21 protein-coding genes are annotated in these 23503 nt (G+C 58.4%); 11 read left to right on the top strand and 10 right to left on the bottom strand.

Translation table 11 applies throughout. The annotated features are described in order from the left end of the window. Positions 1-221 precede the first annotated feature (221 nt). The 4 genes from rsmF to BN1115_RS01700 form a co-directional block, all read right to left on the bottom strand. Complete coding sequence (rsmF, locus tag BN1115_RS01685) at positions 222-1652, bottom strand: 16S rRNA (cytosine(1407)-C(5))-methyltransferase RsmF (protein ID WP_042655790.1); 1431 nt, start codon at positions 1650-1652, stop codon at positions 222-224. Positions 1653-1798: 146 nt separating this feature from the next. Further along, on the bottom strand, positions 1799-4351 hold the full coding sequence (locus BN1115_RS01690; protein ID WP_042655791.1) for an MlaD family protein: 2553 nt from the start codon (positions 4349-4351) through the stop codon (positions 1799-1801). 55 nt (positions 4352-4406) lie between these two features. Continuing rightward, a complete protein-coding gene (locus tag BN1115_RS01695) occupies positions 4407-5009 on the bottom strand; it encodes a paraquat-inducible protein A (RefSeq protein WP_042655792.1) in 603 nt (200 codons plus the stop codon). Continuing rightward, positions 4993-5619, bottom strand: coding sequence for a paraquat-inducible protein A (locus tag BN1115_RS01700; RefSeq protein WP_042655793.1), 627 nt, complete (start codon positions 5617-5619; stop codon positions 4993-4995). The genes BN1115_RS01695 and BN1115_RS01700 overlap by 17 nt, the downstream gene beginning before the upstream one ends. Before the next feature lie 147 nt (positions 5620-5766). Between BN1115_RS01700 and prpB the strand changes: the two genes are divergently transcribed. From prpB to BN1115_RS01715, 3 genes are read left to right on the top strand one after another with little or no spacing between them, the layout of a single operon-like run. Continuing rightward, complete coding sequence (gene prpB, locus BN1115_RS01705; protein ID WP_042655794.1) at positions 5767-6654, top strand: methylisocitrate lyase; 888 nt, start codon at positions 5767-5769, stop codon at positions 6652-6654. A 10-nt stretch (positions 6655-6664) separates the two neighbouring features. After that, positions 6665-7792, top strand: a complete 1128-nt coding sequence (gene prpC / locus BN1115_RS01710) for a bifunctional 2-methylcitrate synthase/citrate synthase (RefSeq protein WP_042655795.1) — start codon at positions 6665-6667, stop codon at positions 7790-7792. A 10-nt stretch (positions 7793-7802) separates the two neighbouring features. After that, positions 7803-9248, top strand: coding sequence for a bifunctional 2-methylcitrate dehydratase/aconitate hydratase (locus BN1115_RS01715; RefSeq protein ID WP_042655796.1), 1446 nt, complete (start codon positions 7803-7805; stop codon positions 9246-9248). A gap of 100 nt (positions 9249-9348) precedes the next feature. Here BN1115_RS01715 and BN1115_RS01720 read toward each other — a convergent pair whose 3' ends face one another. After that, positions 9349-10077 carry a DUF8198 family protein gene (locus BN1115_RS01720; RefSeq protein WP_042655797.1) on the bottom strand — a complete coding sequence of 243 codons (729 nt, stop codon included), beginning with the start codon at positions 10075-10077 and terminating at the stop codon, positions 9349-9351. 259 nt (positions 10078-10336) lie between these two features. On the opposite strand from BN1115_RS01720, the gene BN1115_RS01725 reads away from it, so the two are divergent. Next, positions 10337-10672 (top strand): polyhydroxyalkanoic acid system family protein, encoded by a 336-nt coding sequence (locus BN1115_RS01725; protein ID WP_042655798.1) that lies wholly within the window; start codon positions 10337-10339, stop codon positions 10670-10672. 256 nt (positions 10673-10928) lie between these two features. After that, the gene (locus BN1115_RS01730) at positions 10929-12359 is read left to right on the top strand and encodes a wax ester/triacylglycerol synthase family O-acyltransferase (RefSeq protein WP_042655799.1); all 1431 of its coding nucleotides are present in this window, start codon (positions 10929-10931) and stop codon (positions 12357-12359) included. Positions 12360-12473: 114 nt separating this feature from the next. On the opposite strand, the gene BN1115_RS01735 is transcribed toward BN1115_RS01730, so the two are convergent. The 4 genes from BN1115_RS01735 to BN1115_RS01750 form a co-directional block, all read right to left on the bottom strand. Then, a complete protein-coding gene (locus BN1115_RS01735; RefSeq protein WP_042655800.1) occupies positions 12474-13262 on the bottom strand; it encodes a tetratricopeptide repeat protein in 789 nt (262 codons plus the stop codon). A 25-nt stretch (positions 13263-13287) separates the two neighbouring features. Then, on the bottom strand, positions 13288-13929 hold the full coding sequence (locus BN1115_RS01740) for a TetR/AcrR family transcriptional regulator (protein WP_042655801.1): 642 nt from the start codon (positions 13927-13929) through the stop codon (positions 13288-13290). Between the two features lies 1 nt (position 13930). Beyond that, complete coding sequence (locus BN1115_RS01745; protein WP_042655802.1) at positions 13931-15118, bottom strand: patatin-like phospholipase family protein; 1188 nt, start codon at positions 15116-15118, stop codon at positions 13931-13933. 94 nt (positions 15119-15212) lie between these two features. Then, positions 15213-15785 (bottom strand): phasin family protein, encoded by a 573-nt coding sequence (locus tag BN1115_RS01750; RefSeq protein ID WP_042655803.1) that lies wholly within the window; start codon positions 15783-15785, stop codon positions 15213-15215. A gap of 247 nt (positions 15786-16032) precedes the next feature. Between BN1115_RS01750 and BN1115_RS01755 the strand changes: the two genes are divergently transcribed. Beyond that, complete coding sequence (locus BN1115_RS01755) at positions 16033-18006, top strand: SDR family oxidoreductase (protein WP_042655804.1); 1974 nt, start codon at positions 16033-16035, stop codon at positions 18004-18006. A 79-nt stretch (positions 18007-18085) separates the two neighbouring features. On the opposite strand, the gene BN1115_RS01760 is transcribed toward BN1115_RS01755, so the two are convergent. Then, positions 18086-18961, bottom strand: coding sequence for an esterase/lipase family protein (locus BN1115_RS01760; protein ID WP_042655805.1), 876 nt, complete (start codon positions 18959-18961; stop codon positions 18086-18088). 170 nt (positions 18962-19131) lie between these two features. Between BN1115_RS01760 and BN1115_RS01765 the strand changes: the two genes are divergently transcribed. The 5 genes from BN1115_RS01765 to BN1115_RS01790 all read left to right on the top strand — a co-directional run bounded on the left by BN1115_RS01765 (position 19132) and on the right by BN1115_RS01790 (position 23429). Continuing rightward, positions 19132-19434, top strand: a complete 303-nt coding sequence (locus BN1115_RS01765) for a YebG family protein (protein ID WP_042655806.1) — start codon at positions 19132-19134, stop codon at positions 19432-19434. Between the two features lie 392 nt (positions 19435-19826). Further along, positions 19827-21089, top strand: a complete 1263-nt coding sequence (locus BN1115_RS01770; RefSeq protein WP_167335540.1) for a tyrosine-type recombinase/integrase — start codon at positions 19827-19829, stop codon at positions 21087-21089. 265 nt (positions 21090-21354) lie between these two features. Then, complete coding sequence (locus BN1115_RS01775) at positions 21355-21690, top strand: hypothetical protein (RefSeq protein WP_042655808.1); 336 nt, start codon at positions 21355-21357, stop codon at positions 21688-21690. A gap of 230 nt (positions 21691-21920) precedes the next feature. After that, on the top strand, positions 21921-22259 hold the full coding sequence (locus BN1115_RS01780; RefSeq protein WP_042655809.1) for a hypothetical protein: 339 nt from the start codon (positions 21921-21923) through the stop codon (positions 22257-22259). Between the two features lie 894 nt (positions 22260-23153). After that, on the top strand, positions 23154-23429 hold the full coding sequence (locus tag BN1115_RS01790) for a hypothetical protein (protein ID WP_042655811.1): 276 nt from the start codon (positions 23154-23156) through the stop codon (positions 23427-23429). Positions 23430-23503: the final 74 nt, after the last annotated feature.

The raw sequence follows: 23503 nt of genomic DNA on the forward strand, positions 1-23503 counted from the left end.
AAGAGTGAAGCAACGGCCATTTGATAAGAGATAAAAAAAGCCAGGTACGAATTCCTTGTACCTGGCATAGGGGAATTGGCTCCTTGCAGAGCCGTGCGCTAACTGGTGTTCGGATTGCCTTAAGCTTAGACAAGGCTCAAGGCTTTTCAAGATCCCGATAAAAGTTCAACCGCAGTGTGGGTATCCAGACTCGTTCAAGTGCTTATGCACCGAACAACCCACTATGCATTGAACAGATTGTTGTCACGCACCAGCTCGCGGGGGAGGGCATTCTTGACCCGATTGCCAACCCATTTTCCCATGCCAAGGGTATGCCCCTGATAGCGGACGATCACCTCGCCAGCGCCAGCATCCTGCTCTGGCCAGACATCCCGCCCCATCATGAATTCCCGCGCGTTGGCGCTGTCCAGTTCGACCACGCCCTTGCTCGCTTTATCACCATAGGCCAGCGCCCACTCATGAGTGAGGCGATAGCCTTTCTTGAAGGTCTCGGCCTGCTTGATACCGATGCGATCGAAACGCAGTTTGCCTTGCACCTGATCAAACCGCTTGGGGAAGAGCCAGATCTCGTCATTGCGACCAAACAGCTGCCCTTGAGGCGTCACACCAAAGTTGGCTTCAATGTCGCGCAACATGGGTTCCGCCTCTTTGGCCGGTAGCGGCGCAAAAGGGAATTTGCCGAGCTTGCCCGGCTTGAACATGGTGTTTGGCACGGAGTGATGCTTGCGCAATCTGGCAACGAAAAAGCCTTCACTGTCGAAGATCTGGGGCCAAACGTGCAGATATCCTTCGGATGTGCAGGCCTGCTCTGCATGGGGGAACAGGTCCGCCAGCGAGTCAAAACTCAACGCATCACCAAACTTGTCCAGCAGGGATTGGCAGACCGCCTGATTCTCCTGCTGGCTCAAGGTGCAGGTGGAGTAGACCAGTACGCCGCCCGGTTTCAAGGCATGGAAGGCGCTCTCCAGCAACCCTTGCTGCACCGCCGCGATCTCGTCGATGCTCTCGATGCTCCAGTTGCGCAGGGCATCTTCATCCTTGCGCACCGTCCCTTCGCCGGAGCAGGGTGCGTCGAGCAGGATGGCGTCGAAGGTCTCCGGCAACCACTGGCCAAACACCTTGGCATCAAAATGGGTCATGCCCACATTGGTCACGCCGCAGCGCTGGATATTGGCGCTCAGCACCTTGAGCCGGCTGCTGGAAAACTCGTTGGCAACCAGCATCCCCTGATTGTTCATCAGGGCGGCGATCTGGGTGGTCTTGGAGCCGGGAGCCGCCGCCGCATCCAGCAACATGCCATCCGCTTTGATCTTGTCGCTGGCAAAGAGCGCCGTCACCGGCAGCATGGAGCTCGCTTCCTGAATGTAAAAAAGCCCGCTCAAATGCTCGGCGGTATTGCCCAGGGGCACCGTTTCATCGCTACGGGTCAACCAGAAGCCGGTGTCACACCAGGGCACCGGATCAAGCTGCCACCCCAATGGCTGCATCAGCGCGACGAAGTCGGAGACGGCGATCTTCAAGGTATTGACCCGAATACTGCGGCGCAGCGGACGTCGACAACTGGCCACAAACTCATCCATCGAGAGATGGGCCGGCATGATGGCGGCAATGTGGCGTAAAAAGTAATCGGGAAGGAAGGTGTTGTCGTGCACGGTGCCGTCTCGTTGACCGAAAAAGAGGGGCGATATCCTACCACAAGGCTAGGAATATTCTGAATCTGAACACCGTCAACAGGTACCGGAATATAAAAAAGCCCGGCGCGAGGCCGGGCTTGGAGGATATACGCAAAGGGGAGGGATCAGGGCAGGATGCGCGGGCTCCACTCCTGCCACTCTTTCTCGGCTTTGCCGTAGAGCGGATAGCTGTGGCCCGCCTTGACGGTTGGCCCCATCTCTTTCTCCGGGGTATTGAAGGCGATGCCGCCAGCCAGCAGGCTTTGTACGGTTTCCACTTCAATGGTGCCGCCGGTCAGGCCGATATCTGCCTTGACCCCGGAGACATTCCAGAAGCGCGAGTTGGTCCGCACCAGATGGGCATACTCCTTCTCCACACTGACGTCGATCACCACCTCGCTGCCATCCCGAGCCAGCGCCACCTTGGTTACACTGCCGACCACCATCTTGCGAAACAGCAGCGGGCTGCCGACGCTCAGGCCATTGACGGAGGGGCTCTTGAGGGTCAGGGCCAAACCCACAGGGCCAACCTGACTTAAGGGGAAGCTATCTTTGCCAGCGCCTTTACCGGGTTGTGCTTCTACGAACGCCCCCTTGATCAGGGTATCGAGGTGCGCAACACCGCCCAACCCCAGCTTGGCTTGCACCAGCGTAAAGCGGGCACCGGATTGCAGGAAACGCTCGGCGTAGTGACCATCGAGCTCCGCCTTGAAGATCACCTGACCCAATGATGGCTCCAGCTCGATCTCTTCAATTTTGCCGATATCGACTCCGCGATAGCGGATCGGGCTGCCAATCCCGAGCCCCGGATTGTTATCAGCGACCAGAGAGAGGGTGCGTACTTTCGCACAGGCCTGCTCTTTACTGTCAAACAGCTGATGGCTGCTCCGGCCATTGGCCAGCCGGTCGAACTCGATGGCACCGCGCAACAGAGTTGCCAGATTACCGACCTTGACCTTGACACCATCAATCCCGACCCGGGTATCGATGGCCGCTTTTTTCCAGAATTGCGGTTGTTGGGCGAGGAGGGGAGCATAGACTCCATCAATCTCGAGCTCGATCTCGACCCCCTCTTTGGCGGCGCGCAGCTGTTTGACCTTGCCCGCTTCCAGCCCCAGATAGAGCACGGGTGAGCCAATGCCGATGCCATCGGCCTGATCTGCCTTGAGTAACCAGCGCTGGGGCTTGGCATCTCGGGTACCGAGCAGTGCCAACTCCTGACTCGGGTAGAGACGATTAATCCGCTCGCCACTGCTGGCTTGCACCAGCTTGATCCCGCCCCCCAGCCAGGCACTGGCCGGACTGGTTTCCACTTTGATACCGCTCAGATCGGCATCGATCTGCAGCGGGGCGGCGCGATAGAAGCGGGCACGGTTGAGCAGATGGCCGTAGTTCGGCGCCATCACCAGCTCGACACTGGCATTGCCGCGCGCATCCAGAGTGAGCTGGCTGATGCGGCCCACCTGCAATCCCTTGTACCAGACCGGCGCATCCTGATTGAGCCCCGCCAGATCGTCAGCCTGCAGCGTCACCTTGGTGCCACTTTGGGGGGCGCGATCGGTCAGGGTCATCTTCTGTGCCGGTTTGCCCGCCACATAGTCGAGGCGAATGGCCGGGCCGGAGAGCAGGCGATCTGCATGCTGCACGCCGGTCGCGGAGAGGGCGACACTCTCCCACACCAGCTGGCTCTTGTCGGTGACGCGATAGGCCTGCTCCGGGTTGATCAGCGCCGTTACCACCCGTCCCTTGTCGGTGAGACGAATGGGGTCGATACGACCAATCTCGATCCCCTCGTAGAGGATCGGCATCCCCTCCTTGATCGGGAGATCGCCCGCAGCTATCTCGATGCGCTCGCCGCGCGCCGCTTCCGCCAGCCCTTTGTAAAGAGTGAACAGCTGCCCTTTTTCCGGCTCTGGTGAATCCTTGGGCGAATCAAAGGCGATGCCACCGCTCAGGATGGAAGTAAGACTGCCAGCCTCCACGCTCACCCCGGCCAGACTGAAGGATCCCTTGATGCCACTGATGTTCCAGAAGCGGGTATCGGCTTTGACCAGATGTTCGAAACGCGGCTCGATCACCAGATCCAGAATGACGTTCTGGTTGTCCTGGCCCAAACGGGTATTGATGACGCTGCCCACTTCGATACCGCGGAAATAGAGTTTGGCGCCAATCCCCACCGAGCCCAGCGAATCGGCGGTCAGGTGCAGCATCCGCCCCTGAGCCTGATAGCCGGGGGGAGGGCCCTCCAGCGCATCGAAGGTCTCCTCCAGCGGATTGCTTTCACGCCCCGGCTGCAGGTTGATGTAGTTGCCGGAAACCAGAGTATCGAGGCCGGAGATCTCGGTGAGCGACGCCTTTGGGCTCACCAGCCAAAAATCGGACCCCTTGCGAATAAGCGGTCTGGCACGACTGTCAATCTTGGCCATGACCGCAATCTTGCGACCATCTTCGGCCAGCTCCAGCTCCTGCACCACCCCGATGGCCACCCCCTGATAACGAATCTGGGTTTTGCCCGGCAAGATGCCGTTGCCTTGCGCGAAGTTGATCTGGATAAGCTGGCCACGGCTCAATACCTGCTGATAGAGAAAGCCACCTGCCAGCAGCAGGGCTATCAGGGGTAACAGCCAGACCGGCGATAACCAGCGACGCTTTTCAATGACGGGTTCAGCCCCGATCATACCGACTCCTTATTGGCTGGATTAAACAGCGCATCAGACAAAAACAGAGAAATCATCAACGGGCCGCCTTGTCCCACAGTAAACGGGTATCGAGCATGCGGGCCGACATCATGGTCAGCACCACCACACCGGCAAAGGCGGTGGCACCGGGGCCTGCGCGAACACTCAGCAGGACGCCCCGATCGACCAGCGCCACCATCAGCGAGATCACGAACAGGTCCAGCATCGACCAGCGGCCGATAAAATCGATCACCCGATACATCACTAACTGACGCTTGCGCCGCACCGGTTTGGTCCGCTGTAACTGCCAGCAGATCCAGCCCAGCCCCAATATCTTGCCCACCGGCACCAGTATGCTGGCGGTGAGGACGATGGTCGCAATCCCGCTCATTTTGCTGCGATAGAGCATCATGATACCGCTGAAGATGGTATCGGATTGCAGCAGCCCCTTGTTGTAGAAGTGGGTAATGGGCAGCAGGTTGGCAGGCAGCAACATGAAGGTGGCGAGCGCCAGCAAGCCCCATGACCAAGCAAGGGAGCGGGGGATGCGCACCTGCAGCTTGCTGCCGCAGCGGGGACACACGGCGTGGAACCGATAACGGACCAGCAGGCCGCAGGTTTGGCAGCCGCACAGCCCCATCTCACGGGCGCTGGTCATGTGCCGGCTCCTTTAACGGGATCCGCGCCCAGTAGGGGGCGGGGTCAAACAGGATCAGCAGGGTCATGTTGAGCAGCATCAGAATGCCGAGGCTGAGCAACCCGCCACCGAGGCGCACATCGGCGATGTCGATCAGCTTGAACAGGGCGACCAGCAGGCTGACGATATAGACCTCCAGCATGGCCCAGTGACGAAACACCTCGACCATCTTCAAGGTGGGCGCAAGGATGTGCCAACGCTTGGCCATGCCAGATGCCAGCGCAAAGATCCCCGCCAACAATCCTACCGGCGCCAGTACGGCGCACCAGAGCACCAAAGAGGCCACCCAAAATTCCCCTTCGCCAAACAGCACCAGGATCCCCCGCAGCAGATCGGCATCGGAGTTGACCCCCGCCAGCCGCAGATAGATCAGCGGCTCAAAAAACGCGGAGGGCAGCAACAAAAAACCGGTAATGGTCAGTGCCATCAACTGGGAGGGACGAAAGGCATAACGGCCATAGAGATGCTGGTGACAACGTGGGCAGTGGGCATGGCGACGCAACGGCAGCGCCTTGCGCTGGATCAGCAAGTCGCACGCCGGACAGACAATCACGGAACCGGGCTCCATCATACAATTCAACCTGTTGAAGGAATTGGTGAAATTTACCCTAAAACCGGTTTCCTGTCTTGCCTGCGGCCGGAATGTTACGAAAGTATAATTGACGTTAACGTAAACGTGATATTAGATAGCCAGACTAGACAGGTGAAAGGAGTCATGATGTCCAGTTTGCCCCCCTCGGCAGGCCTGCGCTTTCGCACCGCCCTTGCCACTGAACGTCCCCTGCAGATCGTCGGCACCATCAATGCCTATATGGCGCTGATGGCCGAGCGCAGCGGTTTTCAAGCCCTCTATCTCTCCGGCGCCGGGGTGGCTAACGCCTCCTACGGCTTGCCGGATCTTGGCATGACCTCCCTTAACGATGTGCTGATCGATGCCGAGCGGATCACTGCGGCGACTCGAGTGCCGCTACTGGTCGATATTGATACCGGCTGGGGCGGGGCGTTTAACATTGCCCGCACCATTCACGCGTTCGAGCGGGCCGGGGTTGCTGCGGTCCATATGGAAGATCAGGTGGCCCAGAAGCGCTGCGGCCACCGCCCCAACAAGGCGGTGGTCACGCTTGAGGAGATGTGCGATCGCATCAAGGCGGCGGTGGATGCCCGCGAGAATAACGAGTTCGTCATCATGGCGCGCACCGATGCACTGGCGGTGGAGGGAATGGCGTCGGCTCTTGAGCGCACCGCCGCCTATGTGGCTGCTGGTGCCGACATGATCTTCGCCGAGGCGGTGACCGAGCTTGCCCAGTATGACCAGTTCAGGCAGGCGGCCGGAGTGCCCATTCTTGCCAACATGACCGAGTTCGGCAAAACCGAGCTGTTTGACAAGGCTCAACTCGCCGACCACGGCGTCGACATGGTGCTCTACCCCTTGAGCGCCAACCGCGCCGCCAATCAGGCCGCCCTCAACGTCTATCAACATATTCGCCAGGATGGCCATCAGCGAGCCGTCGTGGCGACCATGCAGACCCGGGAGTCGCTCTACGACTTCCTCGGATATCACCACTACGAGCAGACACTGGATCGTCTGTTTTCAGCCAAGGAATAGGAGGCAGCTTATGGGACAGCAAAAACCGTTGGGTGGGGCAGGCCTGCGCGGGCAGAGTGCGGGGGAGACCAGTATCTGCACCGTAGGCAAGAGCGGCACCGGTCTCACCTATCGCGGTTATGACATCAAGGAGCTGGCCGATAGCGCCCAGTTCGAGGAGGTCGCCTATCTGCTGCTCAAGGGGGAGTTGCCCGGTGAGCAGCAACTGGACGCATACAAGCGCGAACTGCGCCGCCTGCGCGCCTTGCCCCAGCCGCTGCTGGAGGTGCTGGAGCGCATTCCCGCCGATGCCCACCCCATGGATGTGCTGCGCACCGGTTGCTCCATGCTCGGCGATCTGGAGCCGGAAGATGGTTTCGAGCATGAGCATGAAGTAGCGGATCGGCTGCTGGCGGCCTTTCCGGGCATTCTGATCTACTGGTACAAGTTCAGTCATGAAGGGGTGCGCATCGCCCTCGATACCGACGAGGAGTGTATCGGTGGCCACTTCCTCGCACTGCTGCACCAGAAAGCGCCGAGCGAGCTGGAGCGCCGGGTTATGCATGTCTCTCTTATCCTCTACGCCGAACATGAGTTCAACGCCTCCACCTTTGCGGCGCGAGTTTGCGCCTCGACCCTTTCCGACATGTTCTCCTGCATCACCGCCGCCATCGGTACCCTGCGCGGCCCGCTCCACGGCGGTGCCAACGAGGCGGCCATGGCGATGATCGAGCCCTGGCAAGATGAGGCGCAGGCAAGGCGCGAACTGCTGGCCAAGTTGGCGGCCAAGGATAAAGTGATGGGCTTTGGCCACGCCATCTACCGTACCTCGGATCCACGCAACGTTATCATCAAGGCGTGGTCAGCCAAGCTCGCCGAAGCGGTGGGGGATGATCGCCTCTATCGCGTCTCCTGCGAGGCAGAGAAGGTGATGTGGGAAGAGAAAGAGCTCTTTCCCAACGCCGACTTCTTCCACGCCAGCGCCTATCACTACATGGGGATCCCGACCAAGCTGTTCACGCCTATTTTCGTCTGCTCACGGGTCACCGGCTGGTGCGCCCATGTGATGGAGCAGCGCGAGCACAACCGGATCATTCGCCCGAGCGCCGATTATGTCGGCCCGGCCCCCCGTCATTTTGTCTCCCTACAACAACGATAAGGAAGTCACGATGTCCGCCAACGTCGACGTCAACCACAGACCCGAGCCCGATCAGGTGCTGGTCGATATTGCCGATTATGTCTGCAACCACCCCATTACCAACGAGGCGGCCCTCGACACCGCCCGCTACTGCTTGATGGATACGCTCGGCTGTGGCCTGCTGGCCCTGCGCTTCCCCGAGTGTACCAAGCACCTTGGCCCAATTGTGCCGGGCACGCTGGTACCCCACGGTGCCCGGGTGCCCGGTACCCAGCTCTGCCTCGACCCGGTCAAGGCGGCCTGGGATATCGGTGCCATCATCCGCTGGCTCGATTACAATGACACCTGGCTGGCCGCCGAGTGGGGTCACCCCTCCGACAATCTGGGGGGGATTCTCGCCACTGCCGACTGGCTCTCTCGTACCCGCGTGGCCGAGGGCAAGGCGCCACTCACCATGAGCGATGTGCTGGTGGCCATGGTCAAGGCCCATGAAATTCAGGGGGTGCTGGCGCTGGAGAACTCTTTCAACCGGGTCGGTCTCGATCACGTGGTGCTGGTCAAGGTTGCCAGCACCGCCGTGGTGACCCACATGCTGGGTGGCACCCGCGATCAGGTGATCGATACGGTCTCCCAGGCCTGGGTCGATGGGCAGAGCCTGCGAACTTACCGTCATGCTCCCAATGCCGGTTCGCGCAAGAGCTGGGCGGCGGGGGATGCTACCTCACGCGCAGTGCGCCTCGCCCTTATCACCATGAGCGGCGAGATGGGGTATCCCGGTGTACTGAGCGCCCCCAAGTGGGGTTTCTACGACGTGCTGTTCAAGGGCAATCAGTTCGCTCTGCATCAGGGGTACGGCAGCTATGTGATGGAGAATGTGCTGTTCAAGATCTCCTATCCCGCCGAGTTCCACGCTCAGACAGCGGTAGAGTGCGCCATGAAGCTGCACGAGCAGGTGAAGGGACGGCTGGACGAGATCGATCGCATCGAGCTCACCACCCATGAGTCGGCCATTCGCATCATCAGCAAGGTCGGCGCCCTCAACAACCCCGCCGATCGGGATCACTGCCTGCAATATATGGTGGCGGTGCCGCTGATCTTCGGTCGCCTGATCGCCGAGGATTACGAGGACGACGTGGCCGCCGATCCCCGCATCGACGCGCTGCGTGGCAAGATGGTGGTGCAGGAGGACAAGCGTTACAGCCGCGAATATCTGGAGGCAGACAAGCGATCCATTGCCAACGCCATCCAGATCTTCTTCAAGGATGGCTCTCACACCGCCAAGGTGGAGGTGGAGTACCCGGTCGGCCATCGTCGCCGTCGGGAGGAGGGGATCCCGCTGCTGGTGGAAAAATTCCAGCACAATCTGGCCACCCGCTTCCCGACCAAACGGGTCAGCGACATTCTGGCCCTCTGTCAGGATGGGCCGCGGCTTGCCGCTACCCCGGTACACGCCTTTATGGATCTGCTGGTGATTTGACCGAACTCATGTTGACCAACATATCGGCAAACAGCGCTAAACGAACAGCGGGCCCATCGGCCCGCTTTGTTATTCTGGCGGTTTATCCTTCACTGCAACACTAGGCCAGCGCACTGCTGTCGCCGTTAAAGAGCGCCGTCATGATCGCCGTCTCGCGACTGGCGATGGTCTCGAGAAACTCGTTGGCACGCCCCATCCGGTGACACACCTGATAACCGCGCTCGACAAAGGAGAATAGCTCGCCCAAGCCTGCCAGATGGGCGGGCCCCGATACCAGCTTGAGAGTCGCGCCAAGCAGCGGCTTTCTCGCCAGCCTGTCCAGCGTCATGCCAAGCTCGCTGACCAGAGTGATCTGATGTTCGCGGCGCGCCTGCTCGCCCACGGCGCGATAGGCGATAGCGTAGTGCTCCGCAGTAATGGGGTTGAGCCCGTTAATGCGCCGCAGCGCCACCACCATCAGGTAGTCCAGCTCCTCGGAGAGGGCATCGAGCTCGATCGCCTGCGCCAGCACCTTGAGGCCGGACTCAGGCAACAGTCGTTCGGCGGTCGGCATCACCCGCATCACGTCCGCATCGCGCCGGGCACAATCCCCCGGACCATAGAGATCGGTCAGGAAAAACTTGGCGGCGGGGCCGTAGCGGTCGCTCTCCAGCAGATCGCGATGGGTACGCCCCAATCGGTCGGCCTGCCACTGGCGCAACCGGTCCCGATCCTGCTGATCTTCCGGGTGAGCCCGCATCTGCTCGCGCAAGGCCGCGACCCGATGGAGCTGGCGGTAGAGCCGCCCCAGGGTGCTATCGTCATCGTGGGCATCTTCTTGATGGGTCATCTACCGCTCTCCGGCCTTGGGCCCATTGATTGAAAAATAGAGAAATAGCGATACAAGTGAATGAAAAACAAGCAGCTTTTCCTATCAGTTTGGCGACAAGTGTAGCGTGCAAGGGGGAGGGAATAAATGCCGTGTGTCATTGAGGGCGTTCATCGTCATCCACTCTGTTAAGTGAGTCCCATTTATGTGAACCATCCTTTCACTTGTTGTGAACATGTGTTTAATATCAATAAATATCTTATGACCCAGAGTAACTACCATGTTCTTCTACGACTCCCTCGCTGGCAGCAGCGCACTCTCCACCATTCAGGTCAGTCGTCAGCATCCGCTGGGACTGGCCGCCGCCCGACTCGCTGCCGAAGCCATCGCCCAGGATATGAGCGCGAGCTATCAACTCGACTGCGAATGGGCAGATGAAGAGGAGACCGAACTGCGCTTTCGCGGCTCGGGGGTACATGGCACGCTCACCCTGGACGACGATACCCTGGAACTGGAAGTGCATCTTGGCTTGATGCTGTTACCGGTACGCAGCGTACTGGAACAGGAGATCCTCGATTATGTGGAAAATCGCTTACCTTGTCCCAAACGTGTTTGAAACTTTTCGTCGCACTGGCATTAAATAAACCTGCGGTGAACGATGGCTGTTTGAAATAAGTAGGCAAGCCATATTGTTTGCCAACGTGATTAACCGGCGATACCCGAATTCTGTTTTGTACGTTATTCGTCATTTCTATTTTCATATTTCGAGTCGGCACTCGCTATTGTCATCTTGATTACCCAAGGCTCTCGTCCAGATATGAGGGCATGAGCAACTTGCCGCCTCGGTAAATTCATTTTGTAGGGAAACAACCATGCCATCGAGTGAATTTATCTCCTGCGTCGATACCGCCTGGTTACGCATGGACAGACCCAACAACCTGATGCAGATCATCGGCGTCCTGATGTTTGAAGGGGAGCTCGATGAGGCGCGGTTGCGGGCCGGATTACGCCACACCATTTCGGTGCAACCCCGCTTCCACCAGCGGGCCGTGCTGGAAGGGGGCTCCTACTACTGGCGCCATGACCCCGATTTCGATCTCGATCAACACCTCAAGCGGGTGATCCTGCCGGGTAACGCAGGCAAGCTTGAGCTGGAGAAGCTGGTGGCCGATCTCGCCTCCACACCGCTCAACCACCAGCGCCCCCTGTGGGACATGCACCTGACCGACACCTCGTTGGGCGGGCAAGCGCTGGTGGTACGCATTCACCACGCCATGGGTGACGGTTTTTCGCTGGTGCGGGCCATGCTGACCATGATGGATAACACCCCGCAAGGCGCACCGCGACCGCCGTCACCGGAGCCACTGGATGACAGCGATGACGAGGAGGCAGACGACAGCCACCACGGCAGCCGACTGGTGCGGGCCGGTCTCAAGCTGACCGGCACCCTCTGGTCCAAATATGTCGAGGTGGTCACTCATCCCACCAAGGCGGTGGATTACCTCAAGACCGGGCGGGATCTGGCGAGCGAGCTGTGCAATATCGCCACCCTCAGTGATGACTCGCCCTGCCGCCTGCGGGGCAAAACCGCCAGTACCAAACGGGTGGCCTGGTCGGAGCAAATTGATCTGCCGGATATCAAGGCGGTGGGCAAGGTGCTGGGCTGCTCGGTCAACGATCTGCTGATCGCCGCCACCGCCGGGGCGTTTCGCCACTACCTGCAAGAGAAGGGGGATGACGCCAACAAGGTCAAGATCCGCGCGCTGGTACCGGTCAATATGCGTGCGCCGGACGACGAGGGGGCGCTGGGCAACCGCTTCGGGCTGGTGGCCCTGGACTTGCCGCTGGATGTCGAGCATCCACTGCAACGGCTCTATACCGTGCGTGATCGGATGCAGGCGCTGCGCACCTCGCTACAACCCGTGGTGGTGCTCAATCTGTTGCACGCCCTTGGTATGGCCCCCAATGCGGTGCAGCAGCAGGCGGTCGAGCTGCTCACGGCCAAGGCCAGTGCGGTGATCACCAATGTCCCCGGCCCGCAGCAGACGCTCTATATGGCGGGGGCGCGGCTGCGCCAGCCGCAGTTCTGGGTGCCGCAATCGGGGGATATCGGCGTCGGCGTCTCCATCCTCTCTTACGATCACAAGGTGCAGCTTGGCCTTATCACCGACAAGAAGCTGGTGCCGGATCCGGATCGGGTGGTGGCGCGTTTTGCAGTAGAGTTTGAACAACTGTTGTTGCTGGTGCTGATGGAGCCGGATCTGCTGTTCGATCCCCATGGACTGGATGCCCTGCTCGGTTGATTGACGCTGAATCGACAGGCGACGGGTCGTTCAACCACGCAACAACCATCAACAAAGAGGCCAACCCGCGGGTTGGCCTCTTGTTTTGTTATCAATGGATGGCGGGAAGGGGGGTTACTCCTCCAGCTCCTCGCGCGCCGCCTCCACATCGAGGCGCTCCATGGCATCCACCGGTTCGCACCCGGCAGCTTCGGCATAGAGGGCTTCGGCGGCTTTCAGGCGGCTCTTGCCGTGCAGCATCACCTGGGCGTTGGCGTACTCCATACGGGCGATGGCCGAGTCGGGGATCAGCGCCAGCGCCTCCTTGAAGTGACGCTCTGACTCCTCTTTCTTGGCGCCATAGGTGAGGCCCCCGATCATGGCCCCCAGCTTGTCGACAATCTCGGCGTGCCAGGCACCGAACGCGATATGGGCTTCGGCGTGGTCGGGCTCAAGCTCCAGCGCCTTCTCAAGGCTTGCCTTGATCTTGTCACCAATCCCCTGCGAGAGCGCCTTGGTGATGGAGATGACCTGACTGTAGCGACCGAGCGCCAGGGCGTGAAAATACCAGGCATTGACGTTATCGGGCTGGCGCTTTTGCAGCTTCTCGGCATGGCTGGCTGCCCGCTCGAAGGCGGCGCGCTTGGCGTACTTGTCCTCCAGCAGATAGCTGGCGTGGATCACCAGCGCCTTGTTCGCCACATTGAGGCCCGCCTCTGTGGCCGCTTCGCCAAGGGCGACGGCCTTGGCAAAATCCCCGGCATGATAGGCCCGCCAGGCATCCTGAACCTGTTCGTCCTCCGGCCAGGGTTCTGCATCCCCCTGATGGAGGCGATCCCAGTTGTCCGCCAGCTTCTGGCCAGCGTAGTCATAGGCCGTGTCCACGTAAGGGAAGGGGACAAATTCGAGTTGTGAAGTGGTCATGCATATTCTCCCTGTCGCATGTGAATCAAACCTTGTCGGTGTAGTGGTGGGCGAGGGCGCCCAGATGAGCGCGGGCATCGGCCCGCAAATAGGGGGCGACCAGCTGCATCACCTGAACGACGCCGAGGGCGATATCGGCATCCGCCTTGGGGTGCAGTGCCCGCTGGTAAGAGATCCAGAATGTGCCCACCAGCGCCACATTGGCCGCCAGGGTGCGCATCTGTTGCGCCGTGCCCTCCATCAGCCCGGCCGTTTGCAGGTGATTGCAAATGGCGGCAGCGGTCTGCTCCTTGCGGCGCAGCAGGGCGGAAAAGCGCTGCTCCACCTGATGATAACCACTCATCAGGGTAGCGATATCGTAGTAGAGGAAACGGTACTGCCAGATGGCCTCAAACATCAGATGGAGGAAAAGCCAGATATCTTCCGCCTCATCGGACGGGGTCGTGGCCGCATCCAGCAGGCGATCCATCTGCTGCTCGAATTCACCAAACAGGGCGTTGACGATCTCCTCCTTGTTGTGGAAGTGGTAGTAGAGATTGCCCTGGCTTATCTCCATCTCGGCTGCAATGGCCGAGGTAGTGACGCCGGGTTCGCCCTGCCGGTTGAAGCAGGCGAGGGCAGTGGTCAGGATCCGCTCCCGGGTACGGCGTTTGGGTTTGCGATCCATGCTACTCCTTCGAGGGTGAACGGCGCACGCCGTGGCGATAGCGTTTGGCAAGCCAGTGCTGCAACTGCTCCAGCGACTTGTCTAGCGCATCGACCGAGCCACTGCCGGGGGCCAGCAGGGTGCGATGTTCATCTGCCAGCGCCGCCAGATTGAGCTCCAGACCATGCTTGGCCAGCACCGGCGCCAACTCGTCACGGCGTTGCCAGAGATCGCGGCGGGTATGCTGATAGGCGTGCTCGCAGAGGCGGCGGCGATCCCGATAGCTGAACACATTGGTAAAGAACATCTCGCCATCGGCAGAGGAGGGCTCAAACAGCAGGGCGTCGGCGTCGGGATATTGGTGTTTGTAACGATCCATCCCCACATGCATGCGGGAGTGGATGATGGCGCGAAAAGTCTGGGCCAGCACCACTGGCAGACCGCTATCCACCAGATTGGTCGGCGTGCCGGCGGCCATGTCCGCATCATAGGGCACCAGCGGATTGATGCAGAACACCAGATCCGCCCCCTCTTGCAGCGCCACCGAGGCGTGCAGGGTCTTGATCAGCGCCCCGTCCACATAGTAACGGCCATTGATCAGCGAGGGGGGAAAGAGGCCGGGCAGGGCGGCCGAAGCCTGTACCGCCGCCGAGATGGGCACGTCATCGAGCCCCGGGCTACCGAAGGCGACCGGATGACCGGTGTCGAGTTCGGTGGCCACTACAAACAGCCGACTGCGCAGCTGGCGAAAATCGTTGCTGCGGCCGGGGCGAGAGAAAAACTGGGTCAGGGTGCGATCCACCCCGCGGTTGTCAAACAGACCGGTCGGAATGGCCTTGGAAAGTCCCTGCAGCGACTCAAACAGGCTGCGCTTCCAGGGGGCCGCCAGATAGTAGGTCAGACTCTGCCACGCCAGCGGCGGGATTGAGGTCAGGCGCTCGGCGTATTCCCGAAAGGCGGGGCGCAGCAAGGTCGCCGGGTCAAACATCTCCCCCGCATCATCGCTGAGCAGGATCCGCACCAGCTTCGCCGGGGAGATACCGTTGGCCAGTGCCGATGCCACCACGGCCCCCGAGCTCACGCCAACATAAATGTCGGCATGGTCGAGACGCAGACCGCTGATGCTGTCGGAGAGCGCCGCGCAGGCACCGATCTCGTAGATGCCACCGAGCGGCCCGCCGCCGGCAAGGGCAATTGCGATGGTACTCATAGCGTCGCCTCCCTATCCATGACTCTCTCCATGACAAGACCGGCCCAGCGAGGGGCATGGGCCGGTATCAACTACCTTATTTCACCGTGAGGGATCAGGGCAGGACGCTTTCCGCTTTGGCCTTCACCTCTTTCACCGCATCTTCGGCGGCGGAGAGCAGATCGGCGGCTTGCTCGACCACTGCCTCTTTAGCCTTGGCTACCGGCGCTTTTTTTACCGGCGGCTTGCGAGCGGCGGGCTTCTTGGCGGCTGCCGGCTTGGCTTCGGCTTCAGGGGCCTCTTCGTCCTGGGCATCCAGCAGTTGCTGCACCACATCGGTCAGCTCGGCCATGCGCTTGGAGAGCTTGTCGATATCCTTGCGGGTCGGGATGCCGAGGCTGGCCACGGCGCGGGCGACGCGATCTTCAAACACCTGCTCCAGACGGCCCCAGGTATTGGCGGTCTTGTCGGTCACTGCGGCAATCTTCTCATCGGCGCTCTGACGGGTTTTGGCCTGCAGCGCTTCCCCTTCCTGCACCAGGGCTTCAAAGATCTTGCCACCCTCTTCCTGTGCTTTGGCATAGGCACCCAGACCCGCCAACCAGATCTGCTGGGTGGACTCCTTGATGGTGGAGGTGAGTTGGTTGTCGGTCACTGACCCTGCCAGTGCTTTCAATTTCTTAGCCATGATCTTCTCCTTGAATAACGACAGTTAAACGTAATGGCGACAACGACAACTGCAATCCGGTTGTGGCATTACTGATTTTTCAACTCCAGTCTAGGGACAAAAAATAGAGGGTTCTACCTAATAACGAAATAGTGAATGGGTGGAAATAAGGGATGGCTCACGAACCGGCAATCGAATTGCAGATTTCCATATGAAGCGTGATATATCTAACGGTAAGTAACAGCCAAATCAGTAGCGGAACAATGACATGAACTATTTCATCACAGGCGGAAGTGGCTTTATCGGGCGCAGGTTGATCAAAAAATTGCTGGAACGTGCGCCCGAGAATCGGGTCTATTTTTTGATGCGCGCCTCTCATCAGGATAAATTGCCGGAGTTGTTTGCATTCTGGAATGTGAATGAGCAAAGAGCCGTGCCGATCATTGGCGACATGACGCTGCCACTGCTGGGGGTCTCAGCCACCGAGCAGGAGCAACTCCGCGGCCAGATCGATCACTTTTTCCATCTCGCGGCGATCTACGATCTCAACGCCAAGGCGGGCATCCAGCAACAGGTGAATACCGAAGGGACCCGCCAGGCGGTGCAACTTGCCGAGCGGTTGGGATCACAACAGTTCCACCACTGCAGCTCCATCGCCGCAGCGGGCCTGTTTGACGGTCTGTTTCGGGAAGACATGTTCGACGAAGCCGAGCACCTCGACATGCCCTATTTCCAGACCAAACATGAAGCCGAGGGGATCGTTCGTAACGAATGCACCATTGCGTGGCGCATCTACCGGCCGGGCATCGTCGTCGGTGACGCCAATACTGGCGAGATGGACAAGATCGATGGCCCTTACTATTTCTTCAAGACCATTCAGAAGCTGCGCCGTCTGCTGCCGCCCTGGATGCCCGCCATCGGGGTGGAAGGGGGCCGCATCAATATCGTGCCGGTCAACTTCGTGGTCGATGCCATGGCCCATATCGCCCATCAGGACGGCGAGGAGAACAAAACCTTCCACCTGACCGATCCCAATCCGATGCGGGTTGGCGACATGCTCAGCACCTTCTCCCGTGCCGCCCATGCGCCGGAGCCGGCCATTCGCATCAACGCCTCTTTGTTCAGCTTCATTCCCCGCCACTTGACGGCGATGCTGATGACTATGACGCCGGTGCGCCGCATTCGCGATGCTGCCATCGCCGATCTGGGGCTGCCCAAGGATATCTTCCGCCTCATCAACTACCCGACCCGTTTTGACAGCCGGGAAACCCAGCGTCTGCTGAAAGGCACCGGCATCGAAGTGCCGCCGCTGCACAGCTATGCCTGGCGGCTGTGGGATTACTGGGAGCGCCATCTCGACCCCGAGCTCTTTATCGATCGCTCCCTGCGCGGTCGGGTCGAAGGAAAAGTGGTGCTGGTGACCGGCGCCACCTCCGGCATTGGCCGCGCCACCGCACGCAAACTGGCAGGGGCAGGAGCCATCGTGGTGACCATCGCCCGCGATGAGCAGAAAATTGCCGAAACCCAGGCCGAGTTTGCCGAACTGGGGCTCACCATGCAGGTCTATCAGGGCGATCTCGCCGATCTGGCGCAGGGTGAGGCGATCACCCGGCAGATTGTCGAGGAACACGGCGGGGTGGATATCCTGATCAACAACGCCGGCCGCTCCATCCGCCGCTCCATTGAAGACTCCTTCGAGCGCTTCCACGATCTGGAGCGTACCATGCAGCTCAACTACTTCGGGGCGCTCAAGGTGATCATGGGGGTGCTGCCCACCATGATTGAGAAGAAAAAAGGGCACATCATCAACATCTCCTCCATCGGGGTGTTGACCAATGCGCCGCGCTTCTCCGCCTATGTTGCCTCCAAGTCGGCCCTTGATGCCTGGGTGCGCACCGCCGCCTCCGAGTTTGCCGACAAGGGGGTCAGCTTCTCCATCATCAATATGCCGCTGGTGAAAACGCCGATGGTCGCGCCGACCAAGGTCTATGAGCAGGTGCCGATGATGACGCCGGAAGAGGCCGCGGATCTGGTGTGCGATACCATCATCAACAAGCATGTACGGCTGGCAACCCGCCTCGGGGTGTTCGGTCAGGTGGTTCATGCGCTGGCACCGCGGGTCGCGCAGGTGATCATGAACACCAGCTTCCGCACCTTTGCCGATCCCAAGGATGGTGACAAATCCAAGGCGACCGCCGATCAGGTTGCCGTCTCGACCCTGATCAAGGGGATCCATTTCTAACCGGATGATGCGCCAAAGAGATGAGCAGGGGCCTGAGCAATCAGGCCCCTGTTTTATTTGGCAAAACGATTAAGGAAGGTCATGCCCGAGCCAGCAGATCAAGCAGCAGATCGGTGGTGCGGCGGGAGTAGAGCAGCGAAAGATGGCCGATGGCGGACAACTCGATATCGTCCATCCCCGCCAACCGTTGCCGTTCCTGCGGCATCACCACGTTGTCATGGCTGGTGCGCACCGAGATGCCGGGCACGCAAAGCGGCACCGAAGCGAAACGCTGCAACCAGCCGGAACCGGGCTCCATCTCGCGGGCGTTGGCCCCCAGTCCAAGGGCGGCCAGCTGACTGCCCTGATGGGGAGTCGCCAGGGTGATCAGGCGCGCGACCTTGTCACCACCATGGAGAGCCAGATAGTCGCGGCAGACCAGCCCGCCCATGCTGTGACCGACCAGCACCAGCTGGTCGGCGCCAGTCTGCGCCAGCACATCGTCAATCCGGGTGGCCAGCAGCGGCACCATCTCATCGATATGACCAAATGGCGGCATCAGGGTAATGGTGGCGATCACATGGCCTGCGGCTTCCAGTCGGGCACGCTGGGTACGCCAGATCCCGCGACTGCAACCGTAGCCATGCACCAGCAATACGGGGCGCTGGCATGGGTGCAGCCGATCGGGTGCCATCAGTAAAGGCTCGAACGGCAGCAACCAGGTAAAGGTGTAGAGGTAGGCCAGCATCTCCTGCGCCATCATCTTCACCCTGCGCCAGGCGCCAATGGCCGGGGAGGGGTAGAAGCGGGTAAACAGCCAGCTGCCGAGCACCACCAGACAGCGCAAACCCAGCAGGGCAAACACCACAAACAGCAGGGTCAGCAACCAAGGGAGCCCCACGACCAAGTGGGCGATGCTCCCGAGGAGCAGCACCTCAACCATCAGCAGGATAAACAGGTGTCGTACGATCGTCATAAGACCATGATCCGACCAGTCAGGCGTGGAAGTCAAATGGCACTTTGAGACAGCTTGATCCAGCGCCGCTTTTGTCGCTAAACCCCGGCGAACTCTTTTCCGGTGAGGTTACTTGCAATACTGTATATCCATACATACACTCTACCCATCATCACCAAGAGGAGGCCATCATGGCTGTCGAGATAAAATATGTGGTTGTTCGTGGGGGAGTGGAAAAAATGACCTTTGCCAGCAAAAAAGAGGCCGATGCCTATGACAAGCTGCTGGATACGGCCGACGAGTTGATGACCCTGTTGGCTGGCGCCCCTATCGAGCTGGCGCCAGAGCAGCAAGAGAGTCTGGCATTCTACCTGGCAGAGCAGCGTGATGTGCTGCAAACCCTGCTTCGTGGCGGCAAGGTTCAGGCTGGCGCGAAAGAGGAAGAGGCCCCAGCAGCCAAGCGCAAGGAGAAGCCACTCAAGCAGGTGGCCTGATTGCCCAGGCCTGCTATTTCTCGGCGTAATTTCTCGGCGTAGATAGCCAAATTCATTCATTTAATTTGCATTTAAAACCATTTTTTCGGCTATTTGCCCCGAGTATTTTTTAACAACCGTGCATATAACATGCATAACTGAATAGCATGCGGCGATGAGCAACGTCAGCCACATCAATGAGAAAATAACGAGCAAACAAGAGTGAGGTCGTCGTCCTGCTCGCTCCAGACAGCCTCAATCAGCAGCAACAAGAACAGTACAAACACCAACTGAAGTCGCCTTCATGCATTACGAGCTCATTTCTATCGTCTCGGCTCACAGACTCATATCGATTCATCTCATCACCAACAAGCAACACCATGACTCAACACCCATTATCCTTGCCGCCCGCCATGCCGCTGTTTGACAGCCTGATCTATCTGGAAGCGGGCAACCCGCAGGTCAATCAGTACCTTGCCAACCTCAGCCTTAACGATGTGCCCGATGCCGGGCTGGTTTACGAACTGGCGGTCGACTGGCTGCTGGAGCAGCGCAACAGCGAAAACAACTACAAAACCTATCGCAGCGAGCTGACCACCTTTTTGCATTGGTGCTTTCGCGAGGCAGCCATCAGCCCGAAAGATCTCACTCGCCGCATCATGATCCACTATCTCGACTACTGCCAGTCACCCCCTGACGAGTTGATCGCCTATCGCAACGTGGCGCAGTTTCTCCTCGACAAGGAGTGGGGAGAGCGATTGCCCAATCCGCAATGGCGACCGTTTCTCGGCAAGCGGGATCTGGGCCGCACCTTGCCCTATCGTCTGAGCGAGCAGGCGATGAAGACCAAGCTCGCCATCTTGTCGGCCTTCTTCCAGTTCCTGATCCAGGAGGAGTACATGGACCGCAATCCTGCCCTGCTGCTGCAACGGGTCAAACGACCGCAGCAGCCGGAGGAGGGCGAGCAGGTGCAATGCTTCAGCGAGTTGCAATGGTCCTACGTGATGCAGGCCGCTGATACCCTAGCCAGCGACCACCCGGATCAACACGAACGCAGCCGCTTTCTCATCATTCTGATGTATGCCTGCTATCTGCGGATCTCGGAGGTCGCCGCCAGGCCTGGCTTTACGCCGGTGATGGGACAGTTTCGCCGGGATCGAAAAACCGGCGTCTGGGGCTACTTCATCCCGCAAAGTAAAGGAGGCAAACGGCGTACCGTGGCGGTCTCCCAGGCGCTGCTGGCGGCACTCGAGCGCTACCGCCACTTCCTCGGCCTCTCCCCGTTGCCGACACCGGACGAGCAAACGCCGCTATTCGTTCGCCATAAAGCGGCCGCCCATGGCCGCGAGCAGGGCGAGCTCAATGCCAACCTCGGCATTCGCCAGCTACGGGATTTGATCATGGTGATCATCGGCAAGGGGGCCGAGCTGGCCGAGCAGGATGGCTTTGCCCAGGATGCGGCCGAAATGCGGCAACTATCTCCCCACGCCATTCGCCATACCGGGATCACCCATGACATCAACCTGCACGGGCGGCCGCTCTCCCATGTACAGGCCGATGCCGGACATGACAGCATCGACACCACCTCGAAATATCTGCACACCAGCAACAGTGAACGGCATGAGAGTGCACAGCAGAAACCGCTGGACCGCTTAAACAGCAAAAGTGAGAGATAACAACCATAAAAAACCAACGGCCAGTGTGACATTGCCCTGTTCTCTGCAGGTTATTTTTGACACAAGAAGTGGTTCATTAAGGTCTCATACAAGCTCGAGCTGTTACTTTGCACTTCTCCAAAATGGCAATCGGTTCAGGGAACACTTTCGTGGTTCACACGGGGCGGTAAGGAACGAGTGCGTTGCCATTAGCGGGATAAACCGTTATCCCGCAGCAGAGAGAAAACAAACAATTACATAGCTTGCTGAAATACCGAGACACCCTATGCCGCTAGATATCATCAAAAAAACCTACAAGATTGTCGGACAAGGCGATCTGATGGCGCAATTTACCCTGATCCCTTCAGGCACCTTGAACATCTGGTTTCCCGACACCGGATTACAAATGGAAGCCCCCTGCAGTCAGCTTCGCTTTGAAAATGACACCCTGCTCTATACCAATGGGATGCACTACAGCCAGGCGAGGGCATTCTGGTCGCTAACGCTTCATGGTGTCGATATGAGTGAACTGAAGAGACTGATCATCGAGGTGTGCAATAATTGCCGACCCGCGCACCAACCAACCGTCATGCCAAAACGCAAACGGTGGTTGACCGCCTGAAGGATCAACAGCAAGGCCGGTATCGCAAGATACCGGCCTTTTTCACCTCATGACGCAACGTTCAAAAGCATAAAACGTATGAAGAGAATACCGAGATCAGCAATATCCAGATTGGCCACCCTGAATGTAACACTTTAATAACATTGATATTTATTACCGACATGGCCCTTGCATATCCACTCATCATTGGTGATATTGATATCAATATGACCCGATACCAAGGAGCAGGTATGCAAGTGGCAGTGGTGGAAAAGACATTCAGGATCGTCGGAAAAGGTTCACTAATAGCCCAGTTCACCTTTATCTCATCAGGTACGCTGCATATCTGGTTTCCGGATGTGGGACTGCAGATGGAAGCCCACTGCAAACAGCTGCGTATCGAAGATTGCACCATCATCTATACCAATGGCCTCCATCACGGCCAGCCGCGAGCACTCTGGTCCTTGACTCTCCATCCCGACGATATGAGCGAGCTCAAGCGTATCTTGCAGCAATTCAATACCAGCCTCTATTTAACCTGCCAACCTCCCACGATGGCTATCGCCAAGCAGGCCTTGAGCCTGAATTGACTCAGCTCGCCAGGCAGAATTGTTTCAAATTACACCCGTGTCCAAGCCGGGGGAGGGGATATCACCCATCTCCCGATGACTTCTGATGCGCCTGAAGGTTTTATATACAGCCCATGCTGATCGCCGGGATGATTACTTCTTTACTTCAGCCGGAACGGGCATCACCTGACTTGCTGATTGAGCGCAAAGCGATTGTGGGCGAGGGGACGTTGCCGGATCAGTTGGCCAGGCCGACCTCTATATTCTCAAGCGGCAGGGGAACAGGATGGCTGGGTTGACCGACTTGAGTCGTGACTTGGGCAACATTGCAAAGCAGAATGGCCGTAAAGGTGTTTCATCTTGGATGAGCAGACGTCATGTGGGGATTGGTACCACAGATGATTACACCTCCTCGTCATCTCTCATAATGATGCCGATAAATCTAGTTATCGGCATCAGATAACCAAGGGGCCTCTGGCCCCTTAGTTTTTCCTCTAGTCCTGATCCCGAGGGGTGTTCTTTTCATCATTATGATCGTATCGTTTATGCCCCATGCAAAAAAGAGCCAAAAAAAATGATATAAAATGCAGATTTACGCCTCTTTAATCATGATTTAAAGCATAAATATATCTCAATGGTGGCATCTGACAGCAATAAACGGCTAAAAATATGGTGTGGATATTTTGGGGCCACGCTGACCGCACCGATTATATCTAATAACTTGATATTTAATGAAAATGTCCTGACTATCTCATACGTTATCTCAGCGGATCCGATTCCACTTTGGGGGTTAGAACTCCAGCCAGATCACTTCTGGGAGCTGAAAAAGTACATAGAACCTATCAAGCTAGAATCGATTAGAAGGAGCTCCAGTTTAAGCCCAGACCTCGTTCAATTCATGAAGGACTACACAAAATGATCCTATCCGCTAGAAGCAAGCAGCGACTGAATGCGTGGATTTTCTCTAATTGGCAGTCAGGCAATAGCGTTGATATAGAAAGGTTTTATCAGTTCGTTGGGCAGTATGTGACTGATCATGGTTATGATCTAGACGCAAGCAGCTTTGAAAGTGAGGTCGCAGAAATTGCTGGCATTGCCCACGATAATGAAGAGCTTCTTAACTATGTTCGAGAGTACAGGTGTTTGATGAGCCGTATTTTGGATTTTATGAGAGTTACAGACCGAAGATAATCCAATCCGGACATCAGCTTGGGGCCTTCGGCCCCTTTGTTCTATCCATAAGCACGACTGCGCATAATGTATAT

The sequence above is a fragment of the Aeromonas allosaccharophila genome (assembly GCF_000819685.1).
GTDB classification, from domain to species: domain Bacteria; phylum Pseudomonadota; class Gammaproteobacteria; order Enterobacterales; family Aeromonadaceae; genus Aeromonas; species Aeromonas allosaccharophila.